Raw genomic sequence first — 14,156 nt, 5'->3', positions numbered from 1 at the left:
CAACACCACGATCCCGACCAAGCGGAGCGAGACCTACACCACCGCCGAGGACAACCAGCCTTCGGTGCAGATCCAGGTCTACCAGGGCGAGCGCGAGATCGCGTCGCACAACAAGCTGCTCGGCAGCTTCGAACTGGGCGGCATCGCCCCGGCTCCGCAGGGCGTCCCGCAGATCGAGGTGACCTTCGACATCGACGCCAACGGCATCGTGCACGTCACCGCGAAGGACAAGGGCACCGGCAAGGAGAACAGCATCCGCATCCAGGATGGTTCGGGACTCTCCAAGGAGGAGATCGACCGGATGGTCAAGGACGCCGAGGCGCACGCCGAGGAGGATCGCAAGCGCCGCGAAGAGGCCGAGACCCGTAATCAGGCGGAGTCGCTGGTCAATCAGACGCAGAAGTTCCTCGCCGAGAACGACGACAAGGTCCCGGCCGACGTCAAGTCGAAGGTCGAAGGGGCGGTCGACGAGGCCAAGAAGGCTCTCGAGGGCAACGACACCGCGACCATCAAGGCGGCGATCGAGAACCTGTCCTCGGTGTCGCAGGAGCTGGGCCAGGCGATCTACGCCGCCAGCTCGACGGAGTCGGCCGGTGCCACCGGTGACGCGGCGGGCACCGCTGCGGACGACGACGTCGTCGATGCCGAGGTCGTGGACGAGGGCGAGGAAGGCAACAAGTGACCGAGTCCTTTGATGCCACCAATGGCTCGGATGCCACCGAACCAGATGTGACCGAAGCCGCGGCGGCGGGGGCGCAGGCCCCCGCCGCAGGCGGTACCGCGGTCACTGACGACCAGGTCGCCGAGTTGACCGCTGCGCTGCAGCGGGAACGGGCCCAGTTCACCAACTACAAGCGCCGCTCGGATGAGGAGATGGCGTCAAAAGTGGCGCTGGGCAAGCAACTCGTCATCGAGCAACTGCTGCCGATTCTCGACGATCTCGACCGCGCCCGTGAGCACGGCGACCTCGAGACCGGACCGCTTCGTGCGTTGTCGGACAAGCTGACCGCCACCCTTGCCGGACATGGGCTCGTCCCGTTCGGCGTCCCCGGCGACCAGTTCGATCCCGAGCGCCACGAGGCCGTTCAGAACGACGGCTCCGGTGCCGACCCGGTCATCGGCGAGGTCTACCGGGTCGGCTACCGGGTCGGCGACCGCGTCGTCCGCAATGCCATGGTCACCGTGACCGATGGCGATACGGCCGGCACTGCTCCCGCCGGGGAGTGAAGTGGGGCGGGAATCACTGATCACATGAATGAATCGACAAAGGAGGTGACGTCGGATGGCTCCCCAGCGTGAATGGTTGGAGAAGGACTTCTACAAGGAGCTCGGCGTCGCCTCCGACGCTTCGGCGAGTGACATCCGCAAGGCGTACCGCAAACTGGCCAACGAGCTCCACCCGGATAAGAACCCGGGGGACACCGCGGCGGAGGAACGCTTCAAGCGAGTCTCTGAGGCGAACAGTGTGCTGTCCGATCCGGAGAAGAAGAAGGACTACGACGAGACTCGGACGATGTTCGCCGGCGGCCGTTTCCGCGGCGGCAACGGCTTCCCGGGCGGCTTCGGCGGCGGTGGCGGTGGCGGTGGCGGTGGCGGAGCCACCTATACGACCACCGGCGGCGACTTCAACCTCGACGACCTGTTCGGCGGCGGCGGCGGTGACGCCGGCGGCCTGGGCGACATCCTCGGTGGGATGTTCGGTGGTAGTGGTGGCGGCGGTGGACGGCAGTCGGGCCGCGGCGCCGGTACGCGTCCGCGCCGTGGTCAGGACCTCGAAGCCGAGACGACACTGTCGTTTCGCGACGCGGCCAAGGGAACCACTGTCAGCATGCGGGTCACCAGCCCGTCGCCGTGCACGACGTGCCACGGCAGCGGTGCCAAGCCGGGCACCAGTCCGCGGGTGTGCGGTCGGTGCAACGGCTCGGGCTTCGTCAGCCGGAACCAGGGCGCCTTCGGATTCAGCGAGCCGTGCCGGGACTGTCAGGGCACCGGGTCGATCATCGAGGACCCGTGTCCGGACTGTTCCGGGAACGGGGTGCAGATCCGGCCGCGCAATATCAACGTGCGGATTCCGGTCGGGGTCGAGGACGGCCAGCGGATTCGGCTCGCCGGTCAGGGTGAGGCCGGGATGCGCGGCGCGCCATCGGGCGATCTCTACGTCACGGTCCACGTGACCGGCGACAAGATGTTCACCCGCAGCGGTAACGACCTGAAAGTCGAACTACCGGTGAGCTTTTCCGAGCTCGTCCTGGGTGCGACGGCGTCGGTGCCGACCCTCGACGGCACGGTCGGCGTCAAGATTCCACCGAATACCGCCGACGGCCGCACACTGCGCGTGCGTGGCCGGGGTGTGCCCAAGCGGGCCGGTGGCGCGGGCGACCTGTTGGTCACCGTGAAGGTCGCGGTTCCGACGTCGCTCGACGACGAGGCGACCGAGGCGCTGAAGGCCTACGCGGCGGCGGAGAAGGCCTCGGGCCACGACCCCCGGACCGGCTGGGGTGGATAGGTCATGGTTGCGTCGGGCAGTGCGGCGGGGTCCGAGGACCGCGTGACCTACGTCATCTCGGTTGCCGCCGAGTTGTCGGGTATGCACGCGCAGACCTTGCGCACCTATGACCGATTGGGGTTGGTGACGCCCGCGCGCACGAGTGGCGGCGGGCGTCGCTACACCACCGGCGATGTTGAACTACTCCGTGAGATCCAGCGCCTGTCCCAGGAGGAGGGGGTCAATCTCGCCGGCATCAAGCGGATCATCGAGCTGAGCCAGCAGGTCGACGAGTTGCGCGCACAGATCGAGTCCGCCACGGCCGGCCGTCGCGGCGGTGAGTTGGTTCCCGCGCCGCGCACCACCGCATTGGTGGTTTGGCAACCCCGCCGGGGGCGGCGTTCGCCCTGATAGCCTCGGGAGTTCAGGCCTGCAGCGATGAGGAGACCACCCGTGGGACACGTGATGGGTATCGCTATCGTCGACGGCCAGATCGCCTCGGTGGTGCGAGACGACAACGATGAGGTCATCGCGACCAATACCGTCGATCTCGCCGAGGAATCGGCGAGCGCCGTCGGGGCGACGATCGCCGACCTGGTGAACTCCGCGCCGTTCGAGGTGTCGCGAATCGGCGTCGTCGCGGCAGCCCCGGCCCTGGTGGAGAGCCTGCGCGCGGCCTTCAAGCCCTCGCCCATGGCCCCGGCCTGGTATGCCGCGGTTACCGTCGACGCCCTCGATTCGGCGATGGTGCGGCTGGCGCGCACCGATCCGGCACTCGGGCCCGACCGTGCGGTCGCGGGATCGGTTGCCGTGCTGAATCTCGACGAGTACACCGCACCGACCTCGGGACTGCCGATTATCGCCGTGGACCCCCGGTCCGGGGCCATTACGGGTCGCGCCGCCTGGCAACCCGGCTACGACGAGCCGACTGCGGTCCTCGACCCGAGCGGCGCGGCAAACGTCGCCGACGCCATCACATCGATTCCGGGCAGCGACGCCATCACGCACGTCGTCTTCACCGGGACCGGGGCCGATGTCCCGGGGGTGCACGCGGCCTTTGAACGCGCGCTTGGGCGGCCGGTGGTTGTCGCCGCACAGCCGCGGTTCGCGATTGCGGGTGCGGCGGCGGGCCTCGCGCGCGCGGGCGTGCGCCCCGGCCCGGAGCCGATGGCGGTGCGCCCGACCGCGTTCGCCGCCGTCGCCCCCCGCGGGGACGCGAATGCGCTGGCCACGCCCGAATGGGACAGCGGCCTCACCTCTGTGCGCACTGTCGCTGACAAGCGCAACCGGCGCCGCTGGTGGCTGGTGGGCGGCACCGTGGCAGCGGGCTTCGTCATCCTGGGCGGTGCGATCGCGGCGGTGCTGCTGTCGACGGGCACCGCGCAACGGGTCGTGGGCGTCACCACGGTTTCGGTGACCACCCAGACTGCGACGGTGACTCATACCGAAACCCGGTCGAACCACACGGTGGAGACGACGACGGTGACGCCGCCGACGCGGACCCAGACGGTGACCCGGACGTCCACAAGGGCGCCGAGCACGGTTACCGAGACGGAGACCGAGACGCTGACCGTCACCGAGCAACAGCTGCCCGGGGTCAGACCGCCGGGGTACTACGGCCCGTGATCCGGGCGGCGTCACACGACGTCGTGGTGGATCCGGCTGGCACGTACGCCGTCGATGATGAGTTTCCGCTCGGTGACCTCGATCATGTGCGGTGACCCGGCGATGAGGACGTCCCGGCCGTCCCAGTGCCCGGGGGTGCTTGCCGCGTCGTGGACGACGGCTTGCGCCAGGGTGCCGATCAGGTGGGAGAAACCAAGTTCGGCGGGGCTGGCGATCGACGTGAGCCACCAAGGATCGTCGCGTTCTTCGGTCACCGCCGTGACCGTCAGCCAGGGGTTCATCGACGCCATACGCCGAAGCGAGGACAGTTCGTACAGTTCACCCGGGTGGCGCGCGCCGTAGTAGAGGTGCACCGGCGGGTTGGTGACGTTGGCGCACATGCCGAGCAGGATCGCCCGCATCGGTGCGAGCCCGGTTCCGCCGGCGATCATCGTCGTCGGGGTGTCGGGGTCGACGCCCATGGCGCCGTGGTGTTGCGCGATCGACCACACATCGTCGACCTGCGATTCCAGCACGATCGACTTGCTCACGGTGCCGCCGGGGACGGCGCGGACGTGGAACTCGACTTCGCCGATGGGTGAGGCCGGGATCGACGGCGAAAGCATCCGCCACTCGCGCGGCCACTGGGGGATCTGCACTTCGACAAATTGTCCGGGACGGTAGTTCAGGGGTGATTCCGCAACCAGGCGGATCACCGCGTGCTCGCGGCTGAGCTGGAACTTCTCGGTGACCCGGGCCTGGACCGCAGCAGGTCCGGCTGCCTGATCGGCCGCCTCGCTCATGACCCCGGTGATCAGCCCGATTGTCTGATCGACGGCTGCGGCCATGTTCGGGGCGGCCGCGGCGCCGGACTGTGCCGCGAACTCGGCGCTGAGCGCGCGGTGCGCGAGTTCGTAGTGGTAACCGGTCACCCCGTATTTGCGGTGGTCGCGGCCGAGCTGGGCGAGGAGCTCCACGGTCTCGGTGTACCCGGTGGATGCGGCGGCGACCTCGAGAACGTGGTCGAGGACGCGGTGAAACCCCCCGCGAACGTGGCCGAGCGAGCTGGGGAACAGGTCGCGCACCGACGGGTCGAGGGCGAACAACCGGGCGAAGTAGGAGTTGGTGAACCGGTCCGGGTCGGCATTGATGATGTCGCGCAGCCTGGCCAGCGCAATGCGTGTGTCGTCGGGCACGGGGCGATTCCTCTCCGGATGGGGCTGGCGGTGAAACCTTACGCCGACGGTAGTCAGATTCCGCTGAGCCCGCACTGCCTCAGGGGAGTTCGTGCCGAAGCACGGCTGGGCCGAGGAACTCGCAAATCTGCAGCGCGATGGCGATATCAAGCCGGTCGTGGCCCTGGTGCGCGCCCAGCGCCTTGTCAACGCGGTACTTGATCGTGTTGCGGTGCAGGTGGAGCTGGTTGGCCGTGCGCAGATGACTCTCGCCGGTGGCGAAGAAGGTGCGCAGAGTCTTCCGGAGGACTGCGGCATTCTCGGTGTCGTCGGCGAGTGCGCCCAGCGCCTCGCCCACCCAGGCGCGCGTCGAGTCGAGGTTGCCGGCCACCAGTGAGGTCAGCGCGATTCCGCGGTCACCGAATCCGACAATGGACGACGTCGGCGAGTGCGACATGGTTGCGACCTCATACGCGGCGATGGCTTGCTCGTGGCTGCGGCGGAAGCCGATCGCGTCGGCGGCGGGCAGGCCCAGGCCAAGCCGCAGGCCGGCCGGCAGCGTCAGCGACGTGCGCAATGACTCGGTGTCCAGGCGGGGCGGCCGGGCGCCCAGGGGAACCCACGCCCACCGCGTCTGCTGGTCGACGGCGGTGACAATCGGCGGACCGGCGGCCGGCCCAACCGCTCGGGTGAGGTCGCTCGTCACCGAGTCCAGTGTGGCGGGGGTGATCTCCCGCTCGCTGTTGGTCCATACGACTGCGCCGAGATGAAACTGGTCGAGGCGGTAGCCCGTCTGCGTTTCAAAGGTATGTGCCGTTGAGCGCGGATCGCGCAGCATCCCGTGAATCAAGGCGGATCGGATATCGCCGGCGGTGCCCAGCCAGAGGCTGCGCTCGCGCTCGTAGACGTCGAAGACGTACTGCGAGATCCAGTCGATGTATGAATAGACCAGGGCGGTGGCGTGCCGCAGTACCGCGATGGTCAAATCGTGCGACAGGCCCATCTCCTCGACGGTTCCGTAGAAGAGGTTGACCATGTCGTTTTGGCCCATGTGATAGGCGCGGATCAGCGAGTTCGGTGGGATCCCGCGCTGGGCGAGCCGGCGAGCGTATTCCACGGCGGCCGACGGCGGCTGAAGGCGGCTGATCGGCACGCCGCTGGCGAGACCGTAGAAGATGGTTGTCACGTTCGACTCGACACTGGCCCACAGCATGTCCCGCAGCACCGGGTCGGTGGTGAGGAGATCAGCGATTTCCCGCGCCATCGTCTCCGCCATGGCGTCGACGACGGGGCCCTTCTGGGCCTGCAGTCGTAGGCCGAGTCGGCGAACGTCCGCCGCGGCCTCGGGCGGGGCCGGTGGCGGCTGGCGGGCACTCGACGGCACCCTCAGGCCAACTGTCGGGGAAAGCCGAGGTGTGTCAGCGCGCGTTCGGCGGCGTTGAAGCCGCACATGCCGTGGATGCCCGCGCCCGGCGGGGCCGACTGCGAGCAGAGGTAGACCCCGTCGACCCCGGTCGAGTACGGGTCGAGGCTGAGCCGCGGACGCAGCACCAGCTGCAAGCCGTCGTTGGCCCCGCCGATGATGTCCCCGAATGCGTAGTTCGGGTTGTAGGCTGCCAGTCCGGCCGCATTCGTTGCCTGGGTATGCACGATGGTGTCGCGGAATCCGGGTGCGAAGCGTTCGATCTGGGCGATCACCAGTTCGGTGGCGTCGCCGTCGAAGCCGCGGGGTACGTGGGCATAGGACCACAGCGGATTGATGTTTCCACTTGAGCGCCCCGGATCGGCGAGGTACTGCTGGCCGACGAGCACGAATGGCCGCTCGACCAGGCGGCCCGCCGCACGAGCCTTCTCGGTCGCCGCGATCTCCTCGAAAGTGCCGCCCAGGTGAACGGTGCCGGCGCGGCGGCAATCCGGATTGGTCCACGGGACGTCACCGGCGATGGCGAAATCGACTTTGAAGGCGCTCGAGCCGACCCGGAATCGCCGGTAGGCGCGCGCGACACGGGGTGGGAGATCGTCGCCGTAGATCGCGAGCACCTGCGCGGGGGTGAGATCGAGGAGAACCGTGTCAGCGTCGGGGATGTCGGCGCGGCCGGCGACGAAGGTGTCGGTCGCAATGGTGACGTCGTAGTCGCCCAGCGCGTCCACGACGGCCGTGGTGATGGCGCCTGACCCCCCCTCGGCGACCGCCCAGCCGTATCGATGCCCGCCCGCCAGCACCATGAGGCCCAGCGACGCGGTCAGCGGGCGGTCGAGGCGGGTGAAGGCATGGGCGGCGGCACCCCCGTACAGTGCACGGGCGGTGTCGGTGCGCAGGTAGCGGGCGAGCACGGAGGCGGGCAGCACCGCGCGCGGACCGAAGGAGGCCAACCGGAACGGGTGGCTCGGAATGCCGATCACCGGCCCGAGCAGATCGGCCGAGAGATCGTCGAAATGCTCAGCGAGGTCACCGACGAGACGTTTCCACCGCTTTCCGTCGGGTCCCATCCCCGCAGCCGTCTGGTCGACCGACTGGTAGAGCACCCCGGCGCGACCGTCGTCGAGCGGATGGGCGCAATCGACGTCGGGCCAGCGCCAGTGCAACCCGTAGCGCTCGAGGTCGACGGCCTGCCAGAACGGCGACCCGATACCCAGCGGGTGGACCGCCGAGCAGTAGTCGTTGATCAAACCCGGATAGCCGGCCTCTCCGGAGCGCGCGCCGCCGCCGACGGTGGACTTGGCCTCCAGGATCGTGACGGACACGCCGTTGCGGGCCAGATGCAGGGCGGCGGCGAGCCCGTTGGGCCCGCCGCCGACCACGACTGCTGAACTCACCGATGCACTCCGCGGTGGGCGTCGCTGCGCCACGTGACCGTCCGGGGGATAGTCCCGTTGGGCAGCCATGGCTGAGCATCTGCCGAATCTGCGACCAGCCAGGTGCCGCGTTCGATGACGCCGAGCGCTGCGTCGATCAACTTGTACTCCTGATAGTTCCTGTGGATTGGTTGCGATTCTACCCAGGCGACTAGGAACTCACCGGGTTTGAATTGACAGCGGCTCTGCAGTGCGGCGATCAGGTCCTCATTGTGAAAATGCCCGTCGCCGAAGTTGAATGCCACGATCGAGTTGCAGGCGAATTCCGCCTCCCTGAAGCGGTAATCGCGTTCGTTCTCGCCAAGCTCGTCGAGAAGCACTGACATGAGGCCGGGGCCCTGGCTATGGAGTGCGCGCCAGCCGGTGGTTAGCGACAGCACGACCTCGGCGACATCCGCGGGGTAACCGGCCGTTTGCAGCTGCGTGACGATGTTCGGCGAAGGCCGCACGACGCGCTCTTCGAGCTTCTTTTCCGCGGCCGGGGTGATTGCCCACTGAGCCGATGCCCAGTTTCCGGCGTACTGGCGCATCGAGGGCAGGAAGGACACCAGGTCGGGGCGAAGATTACCAAGAATCGGGAAGAAGACTAGTGCCGCCAGGATTGCGATGATCGCCGCCGGGTGCTGTACGTCGTGAAGCACCGAGTACCCGTCTTGGTTGGGGAAGCCGAGGAACAGGAAGACGCTCGCGAAGGCGAACAGCACATTCCATTCCAGTGGTACCGCGAGCGGGAACGTCGAAAGGATGAACAGGTGGAAGCCAACCATCAGGATGACGGCGACCAGCGCCACGGTTGAGTTGGCGACAAACAGCAGCACCAGCGGCGTTACGACCTCGACGATTGTGCCCAGGCCGTGCCCCATGAAATGGGCTAGACCAGAGGGGCGCATGTCCTCGGGGAAGTTGCGGTAGTTGGCGCGCTTGAGGGCCTTGCCCGGAATCCACGGCGTATTGGAAATCATTGGCGGGATGACCTTGCCGAAGTGTTTGCCGATTTTCGAGATTCCCGCACCAATCCACACGGTTGCGATGAGTAGCTTCAAAGCGATGATCATGTCGGTCAGGCCGAGCACCGGCGCGAGGGCGAAGAACAGCATCGCGGGCATGTACTGCTCGGGTCGGGTGGCGATGAAGGCTACCTTGTCGCGCAGGCCAAGGATGGCCAGCAGTCCGAGGACCGGCCAGAACAGCAGCGGATTGACGAGGTCGTAGCCGGCGAAACTGGCATCGACCTCGGTGCCGGCCACGCGCGGCGCGAACAGTGCGACGAGGAACGCGACGACCACACCTGCGTACACCAGGACGTCGAAGATGGTGCGCCGGTCACCCTTGGTTAACGGAACCGTGTTCGGCCACGGTGGGAGCCGAATGGTCTCCGGTCGCAGCCAGCACTTGAAGCCACTCGTCATTGGTGCGAAGTGGCCGGCTAATGGGCCCCACGAACCGGCCAGCCCCAGTGTCTCCAGGAGGGCTGTCCACAGGATTATCTTTTGATAGAAGATTGGTTGATTCCACCAGGAACCGATATCGAAGACTCCGAAACCGCTGGTCAGCGTCGCGATAGCGACGCCGCCGCCGATGTAGAGAACCAGAACCTTCAGTAGGTAAATGACCGGCAGCATCTTTGGCGTGCCGAATCCGTTCTCAGCCCAAAAGCGAGACGTGACTTTTATTCGGTCGAGGTAGGGTCGTTCCAAAAAAGTGGCCGGATCGACTTCGGGCAGGACGCCCTCTTTGAATCCCATTTTGTGGTGCTCCTTACTTCTGGGTGCTGAGTTGCTGCTGGCCGCTGAGTTGCTGGCGCAGGGTGGGTTTGTCGATCTTGCCCACCGGGTTGCGGGGCAGTTCGTCGACAAGGGTGATCGACTCGGGGAGTTTTATCCGGGTCAGTCGGCCGGCTAGATGTTGTTGCAGTGCTGCGCCGGAAACGTCCGCGCCGGGGTAGGGCACGACGTAGGCGATGGGGACTTCGCCGTAGAGCTCGTGTGGGCGCCCGACGACGGCGGCCTCGAGTACGCCGGGGTGCTCGGCGAGCGCGTTCTCGATTTCCTTCGGGTAGATGTTCTCGCCACCGCGGATGATCATGTCTTTCAGGCGATCGACCAGCGTCAGATAGCCATCCTCATCGAGTTTGCCGATGTCGCCGGTGTAGAGCCACTGGTCACGGATGGTTCGCGCGGTCGCCGTGGGCTGGTTGAGGTAGCCGCGCATCAGGCTCGGCCCGGCGATGACAACCTCGCCGGCTTCGCCGGGAGGCAGGTGCTCGCCGCTGGGACCGACGATGGCGATCGTCTGCCCGGGCAGCGCGGGTCCGACCGTGCCCGCCTTCCGGGTGCCGTGCAGGGGATTGCATGCAGATGCGCAGGTTCCCTCGGTGAGGCCATAGCCCTCGAGGATGGGGACGCCCAGCTGGCGCTCGGCATGGCCGAGTAGCTCCCGGGAAATGGGGGCGGCGCCACAGATGGCGAAGCGCAGCGAGGACAGGTCCACGTCGTCGGGCATCGCCGACACGAGCATCGCGTAGATGGTCGGGACGGCGGAGAAGTAGGTGGGCCGCAGCCGGGCGACGTCGGCGAAAAAGCGGGTCACCGAGAACTGGCCGGTGATCGAGAGCTGGCCGCCGGCGAGGATTGGTGCCAGGAAGCTCACTGCGATGGCGTTGACATGGAACAGCGGCAGGATGAGCAGCGCGTGATCGGCGGCGGACAGGTCCGAGTTCTGGCCGATCGCCGTTCCCATGTACTGGAGGTTCGCATGTGTGAGCTGCACCCCTTTCGGCACTCCGGTGGAGCCCGACGTGTAGATCAGCAGGGCGATTTCGTCGGGCTCGGGCTGATCAGGAGGCTGCCACGTGGGGTCGGGGTCGGTATGGAAGTCGCCGATGAGGAGCGTGGTGCGGCTGAGTAGGGGCTCTTCGCGTTCGGCGACAACGATCGCGGCGTTGCAGTCGTCGATCTGGCGCTTGGCTTCGGGAACGAGGAACTGCGGGTTGACGGGTGACGCCGTTGCCCCGAGGCGCCAGGTGGCCATCATCGCCACGAGGAGCTCGGCACGATTGGGCAGCCAGATCGCCACGACCTCACCGCGGGCGACACCGAGGCGGGAGAGTTGCGCCGCTAGGGCATCGACGCGTTCGGCAAACCGCCGGTAGGAGAGTGCGGTGACATCGTCTCGGACACAGGGGGCATCCTCGCGATCACTGAGATTCCAGGCGAAGTACTCGACGTCGGACATGAGGTGCATCACTTCCTGGTAAGGGGGTGATGCACAACACTATTCCGACACGATGCCCTGTTCTAGGGTCTGTGCCCATGAATTCATGCGAACAATTTGTGCGCAGAGCACACCTAGGCGCTCGCTAATGGTCGTCGTAGTGGCCCGCGTGTGCGGCGTGACGATGACCATCGTGGATGTAGTCGACGTGGTCGCCGTGGGGGACGGCGACGTGGCCGCAGCCCTCGCCGTGGACGTGATCGTGGCCGGTGTGCTCGGTGTGTCCGGCGGCCTCGCATTCGTCGAAGTGACCGTCGTGGGCCCGGTGGAGGTGGCCGTCGTGCGCATAGTCGACGTGGTCGCCATGGGGGACGGCGACGTGGCCGCAGCCCTCGCCGTGGACGTGATCGTGGCCGGTGTGCTCGGAATGCGCGGTCATGGAGGACTCCACTTGTCGTTGGATGGGCACTGCTCGGGAATGTCCAGTTTGTCATGTATAGGACTTTGCGCATAGGTGATGCGGGGACGGCCGCCGGTTGGGGTCGAGGTGGGTTGCCCATGGCGGCGAGCGGGAGATGCCGCCGGCCGGGAGATGACACACTGGCTGCCGTGACGAGCTATCCACAACTGCGGCTGAGCCTGCCGCGCTTGGACTCGAACATCGGGGTGATGGCGCAGTGGTGCGCGGCGGCGCAGGTTCAGCTGTGGCCGCATATCAAGACGACGATGTGCCGGCCAGTCGTCGGGCGTCAACTCGCAGCGGGGGCGCAGGCCGTTACCGTCGCGACCCCGGCCCAGGCGGCGATTGCCGCCACGTGGGGGTGCCCGAAGATCCTGATCGCCAACGAAGTCGTCAATCCGGACGCACTCGGGCGGGTCTGCGGTCTGGGCACCGATTCTGAGGTGATGATCCTGATCGACTCCGCGGCGGGGATAGCGGCGGCGGAGGCCGCTGCCCGCGCTGTCGGGATTGTTCTCGATGTGCTCGTCGACGTCGGACGGCGCGGCGGTCGCACCGGTGTCCGCGACGAGGGGGCGGCGGTGGCCCTGGCGCACCGCGTGCGCTCGTCGCGGGGGCTGCGGCTGGTTGGGGTGTCGGCCTATGAGGGCGTGGTGCCGGCTCAGCGCGACGAGAAGACGCTGGCGCTGGTGGACGAGCACTGTCGGCTTGCGGTTGCTGTCTTCGTCGAGTTGGTCACCTACTTTGAGACCGGCGGCCCGATCTTTACCGCAGGTGGATCGGCATTTCCTGATCGAGTGGTGGCGGCAGCGGCGCCGGTGCGGGCAGTGCCGGGTGCGGTTGTCGCGCTGCGCTCAGGTTGTTCTGCCGTCCACGACCACGGCATGTACGCACGGGTGTCGCCGATCGCCGGGCTCGCGCCAGCGGTGACGGTGCGCGGTGAGGTGATCTCCGCGCCGGAGTCGGGCCTGGTCGTGGTTGGGGCGGGGAAGCGTGACGTCCCGCACGACGCGGGCCTGCCGACGGTGGTCGGCGCGTGGGACGCGCGGGGCACCGGGCGGAGAGAATGCCGGGGCGTGGTCGAGGCGCTCTACGACCACCATATGGTGCTGCGGCTGACCGGCTCCCCACTCGCTGTGGGCGATCTGGTCGACTTCGGGATCTCGCATCCGTGTGGGGCATTCGACCGATGGCCGATCATCACCGTCGTCGATGGCGACGGGCGGATCGTTGCTGACTGGGCGACGCAGTTCGTTCGAAACTAGGTCAGCGCTGGTTATCCGCCCACGGATGAACAGGCGCCTGGCCGGTGTAGAGCTGCCAGCGATAGTTGTTGCACATGATGACGCGGCCCTTGCTATCGGTCACCTTGCGGCCGATCTCGGCGCCGCTGCACGGCTGTCCCACCTCCGGCGGCGCGGCGGCTGCTGTGCCCGCCGACAGCACCGCGGCAGCAGAAGCGGCCAGGGCGGCAGCGCCGAGTCGGGGCAGACTGGGCGGCCGGATACGGGAGCGAAGGCACATCATGACTAGACGGTAGTGGCTGCGACGCGGTTCGCGACGGACTATCGGCCTGGGAATCTCCCAAGAATGACGTGAGCGGCATCCGGCCAAGATTGAGTGGAATAGACTCAATTACCTCCGAGTTGCACTAGTCGACGGACAAAATTGAGTCCCAAAGACTAAACTTTCTTGGGAGAGAACTCCCAGGTCAGACGAGAGGTAGCAACGAAGTGGATAGCTTCAACCCGACCACCAAGGCTCAGGCCGCACTCCAGGCCGCCGTGCAGAACGCTGCTGCGGCGGGCAACCCCGACGTCCGGCCGGCCCACATTCTGGTGGCCCTGCTCGACCAGACCGACGGCATCGCGTCGCCGCTACTCAAAGCGGTCGGTACCAACCCGTCCCTCATTCATCGCCAAGCCCAGGAATTGGTCGACCGTGCGCCGACCGTCTCGAGTGCCAGCGCGCCGCCGCAGCTTTCGCGGGAGTCGGTCGCGGCAATCTCGGCCGCCCAAAAACTCGCCGCCGAACTCGGCGACGAGTACGTCTCCACCGAACATCTGGTGGTGGGCCTGGCCCAGGGCGATACCGACGCCGCCAAGCTGCTGGTGAACAACGGCGCGACGCCCGACGCGCTGCGCGACGCCTTCGTCAACGTGCGCGGCACGGCCCGCGTCACCAACCCCGACCCGGAGTCGACGTATCAGGCGCTGGAGAAGTACTCCACCGACCTGACCGCCGCGGCGCGGGAGGGCAAACTCGACCCGGTCATCGGCCGCGACTCGGAGATCCGCCGCGTCGTGCAGGTACTGAGTCGGCGCACCAAGAACAACCCGGTCCTGATCGGCGAGCCCGGCGT

General features: G+C 67.2%; 14 protein-coding genes. 7 read left to right on the top strand and 7 right to left on the bottom strand.

What is annotated here, in order from left to right; genetic code table 11:
* The 5 genes from B4M62_RS13170 to B4M62_RS13150 all read left to right on the top strand — a co-directional run.
* Window positions 1–682: Hsp70 family protein (locus tag B4M62_RS13170; RefSeq protein WP_290713792.1), on the top strand; the 682-nt coding region annotated here is incomplete at its 5' end.
* Window positions 679–1,227, top strand: coding sequence for a nucleotide exchange factor GrpE (gene grpE, locus B4M62_RS13165; RefSeq protein ID WP_290713789.1), 549 nt, complete (start codon window positions 679–681; stop codon window positions 1,225–1,227). The genes B4M62_RS13170 and grpE, both read left to right, overlap by 4 nt.
* A gap of 55 nt (window positions 1,228–1,282) precedes the next feature.
* Entirely contained in the window at window positions 1,283–2,506 is a 1,224-nt protein-coding gene (gene dnaJ / locus B4M62_RS13160; RefSeq protein ID WP_290713784.1) for a molecular chaperone DnaJ, read from the top strand.
* A gap of 3 nt (window positions 2,507–2,509) precedes the next feature.
* Window positions 2,510–2,896: a heat shock protein transcriptional repressor HspR gene (locus B4M62_RS13155; protein ID WP_290713780.1), complete on the top strand. Its 387-nt coding sequence runs from the start codon at window positions 2,510–2,512 to the stop codon at window positions 2,894–2,896.
* 42 nt (window positions 2,897–2,938) lie between these two features.
* A complete protein-coding gene (locus tag B4M62_RS13150; protein ID WP_290713776.1) occupies window positions 2,939–4,111 on the top strand; it encodes a hypothetical protein in 1,173 nt (390 codons plus the stop codon).
* 11 nt (window positions 4,112–4,122) lie between these two features.
* Here the strand turns inward: B4M62_RS13150 and B4M62_RS13145 are convergent, their stop codons facing one another.
* From B4M62_RS13145 to B4M62_RS13120, 6 genes are all read right to left on the bottom strand, one after another.
* Window positions 4,123–5,286 carry an FAD-binding oxidoreductase gene (locus B4M62_RS13145; protein ID WP_290713773.1) on the bottom strand — a complete coding sequence of 388 codons (1,164 nt, stop codon included), beginning with the start codon at window positions 5,284–5,286 and terminating at the stop codon, window positions 4,123–4,125.
* Window positions 5,287–5,365: 79 nt separating this feature from the next.
* Complete coding sequence (locus B4M62_RS13140) at window positions 5,366–6,649, bottom strand: PucR family transcriptional regulator (protein WP_290713770.1); 1,284 nt, start codon at window positions 6,647–6,649, stop codon at window positions 5,366–5,368.
* A 2-nt stretch (window positions 6,650–6,651) separates the two neighbouring features.
* Entirely contained in the window at window positions 6,652–8,082 is a 1,431-nt protein-coding gene (locus B4M62_RS13135) for a phytoene desaturase family protein (RefSeq protein WP_290713767.1), read from the bottom strand.
* Complete coding sequence (locus B4M62_RS13130; protein WP_290713764.1) at window positions 8,079–9,866, bottom strand: DUF3556 domain-containing protein; 1,788 nt, start codon at window positions 9,864–9,866, stop codon at window positions 8,079–8,081. Before B4M62_RS13130 ends, B4M62_RS13135 begins: the two co-directional genes overlap by 4 nt.
* A 13-nt stretch (window positions 9,867–9,879) precedes the next feature.
* Window positions 9,880–11,355: a class I adenylate-forming enzyme family protein gene (locus B4M62_RS13125; protein ID WP_290713761.1), complete on the bottom strand. Its 1,476-nt coding sequence runs from the start codon at window positions 11,353–11,355 to the stop codon at window positions 9,880–9,882.
* A gap of 124 nt (window positions 11,356–11,479) precedes the next feature.
* A complete protein-coding gene (locus tag B4M62_RS13120) occupies window positions 11,480–11,773 on the bottom strand; it encodes a hypothetical protein (RefSeq protein ID WP_290713758.1) in 294 nt (97 codons plus the stop codon).
* Between the two features lie 170 nt (window positions 11,774–11,943).
* Here B4M62_RS13120 and B4M62_RS13115 point away from each other — a divergent pair, with 170 nt between their 5' ends.
* Window positions 11,944–13,059 carry an alanine racemase gene (locus B4M62_RS13115; protein ID WP_290713755.1) on the top strand — a complete coding sequence of 372 codons (1,116 nt, stop codon included), beginning with the start codon at window positions 11,944–11,946 and terminating at the stop codon, window positions 13,057–13,059.
* Between the two features lies 1 nt (window position 13,060).
* Here B4M62_RS13115 and B4M62_RS13110 read toward each other — a convergent pair whose 3' ends face one another.
* Window positions 13,061–13,321 carry a hypothetical protein gene (locus B4M62_RS13110; RefSeq protein ID WP_290713752.1) on the bottom strand — a complete coding sequence of 87 codons (261 nt, stop codon included), beginning with the start codon at window positions 13,319–13,321 and terminating at the stop codon, window positions 13,061–13,063.
* Window positions 13,322–13,527: 206 nt separating this feature from the next.
* Between B4M62_RS13110 and B4M62_RS13105 the strand changes: the two genes are divergently transcribed.
* A partial coding sequence (locus tag B4M62_RS13105) for a Clp protease N-terminal domain-containing protein (RefSeq protein ID WP_290713749.1) occupies window positions 13,528–14,156 on the top strand: 629 nt, incomplete at its 3' end.

It is taken from the genome of Gordonia sp. UBA5067, from assembly GCF_002414845.1.
Lineage (GTDB): Bacteria > Actinomycetota > Actinomycetes > Mycobacteriales > Mycobacteriaceae > Gordonia > Gordonia defluvii.
This window is presented reverse-complemented; position numbering and strand designations above follow the sequence as displayed.

Coding starts and splice junctions, on each gene's coding strand:
- dnaJ (WP_290713784.1), top strand. CDS start 1,283: ATGGCTCCCCAGCGTGAATGGTTGGAGAAGGACTTCTACAAGGAGCTC.
- B4M62_RS13155 (WP_290713780.1), top strand. CDS start 2,510: ATGGTTGCGTCGGGCAGTGCGGCGGGGTCCGAGGACCGCGTGACCTAC.
- B4M62_RS13130 (WP_290713764.1), bottom strand. CDS start 9,866: ATGGGATTCAAAGAGGGCGTCCTGCCCGAAGTCGATCCGGCCACTTTT.
- B4M62_RS13125 (WP_290713761.1), bottom strand. CDS start 11,355: ATGTCCGACGTCGAGTACTTCGCCTGGAATCTCAGTGATCGCGAGGAT.
- B4M62_RS13120 (WP_290713758.1), bottom strand. CDS start 11,773: ATGACCGCGCATTCCGAGCACACCGGCCACGATCACGTCCACGGCGAG.
- B4M62_RS13110 (WP_290713752.1), bottom strand. CDS start 13,321: ATGATGTGCCTTCGCTCCCGTATCCGGCCGCCCAGTCTGCCCCGACTC.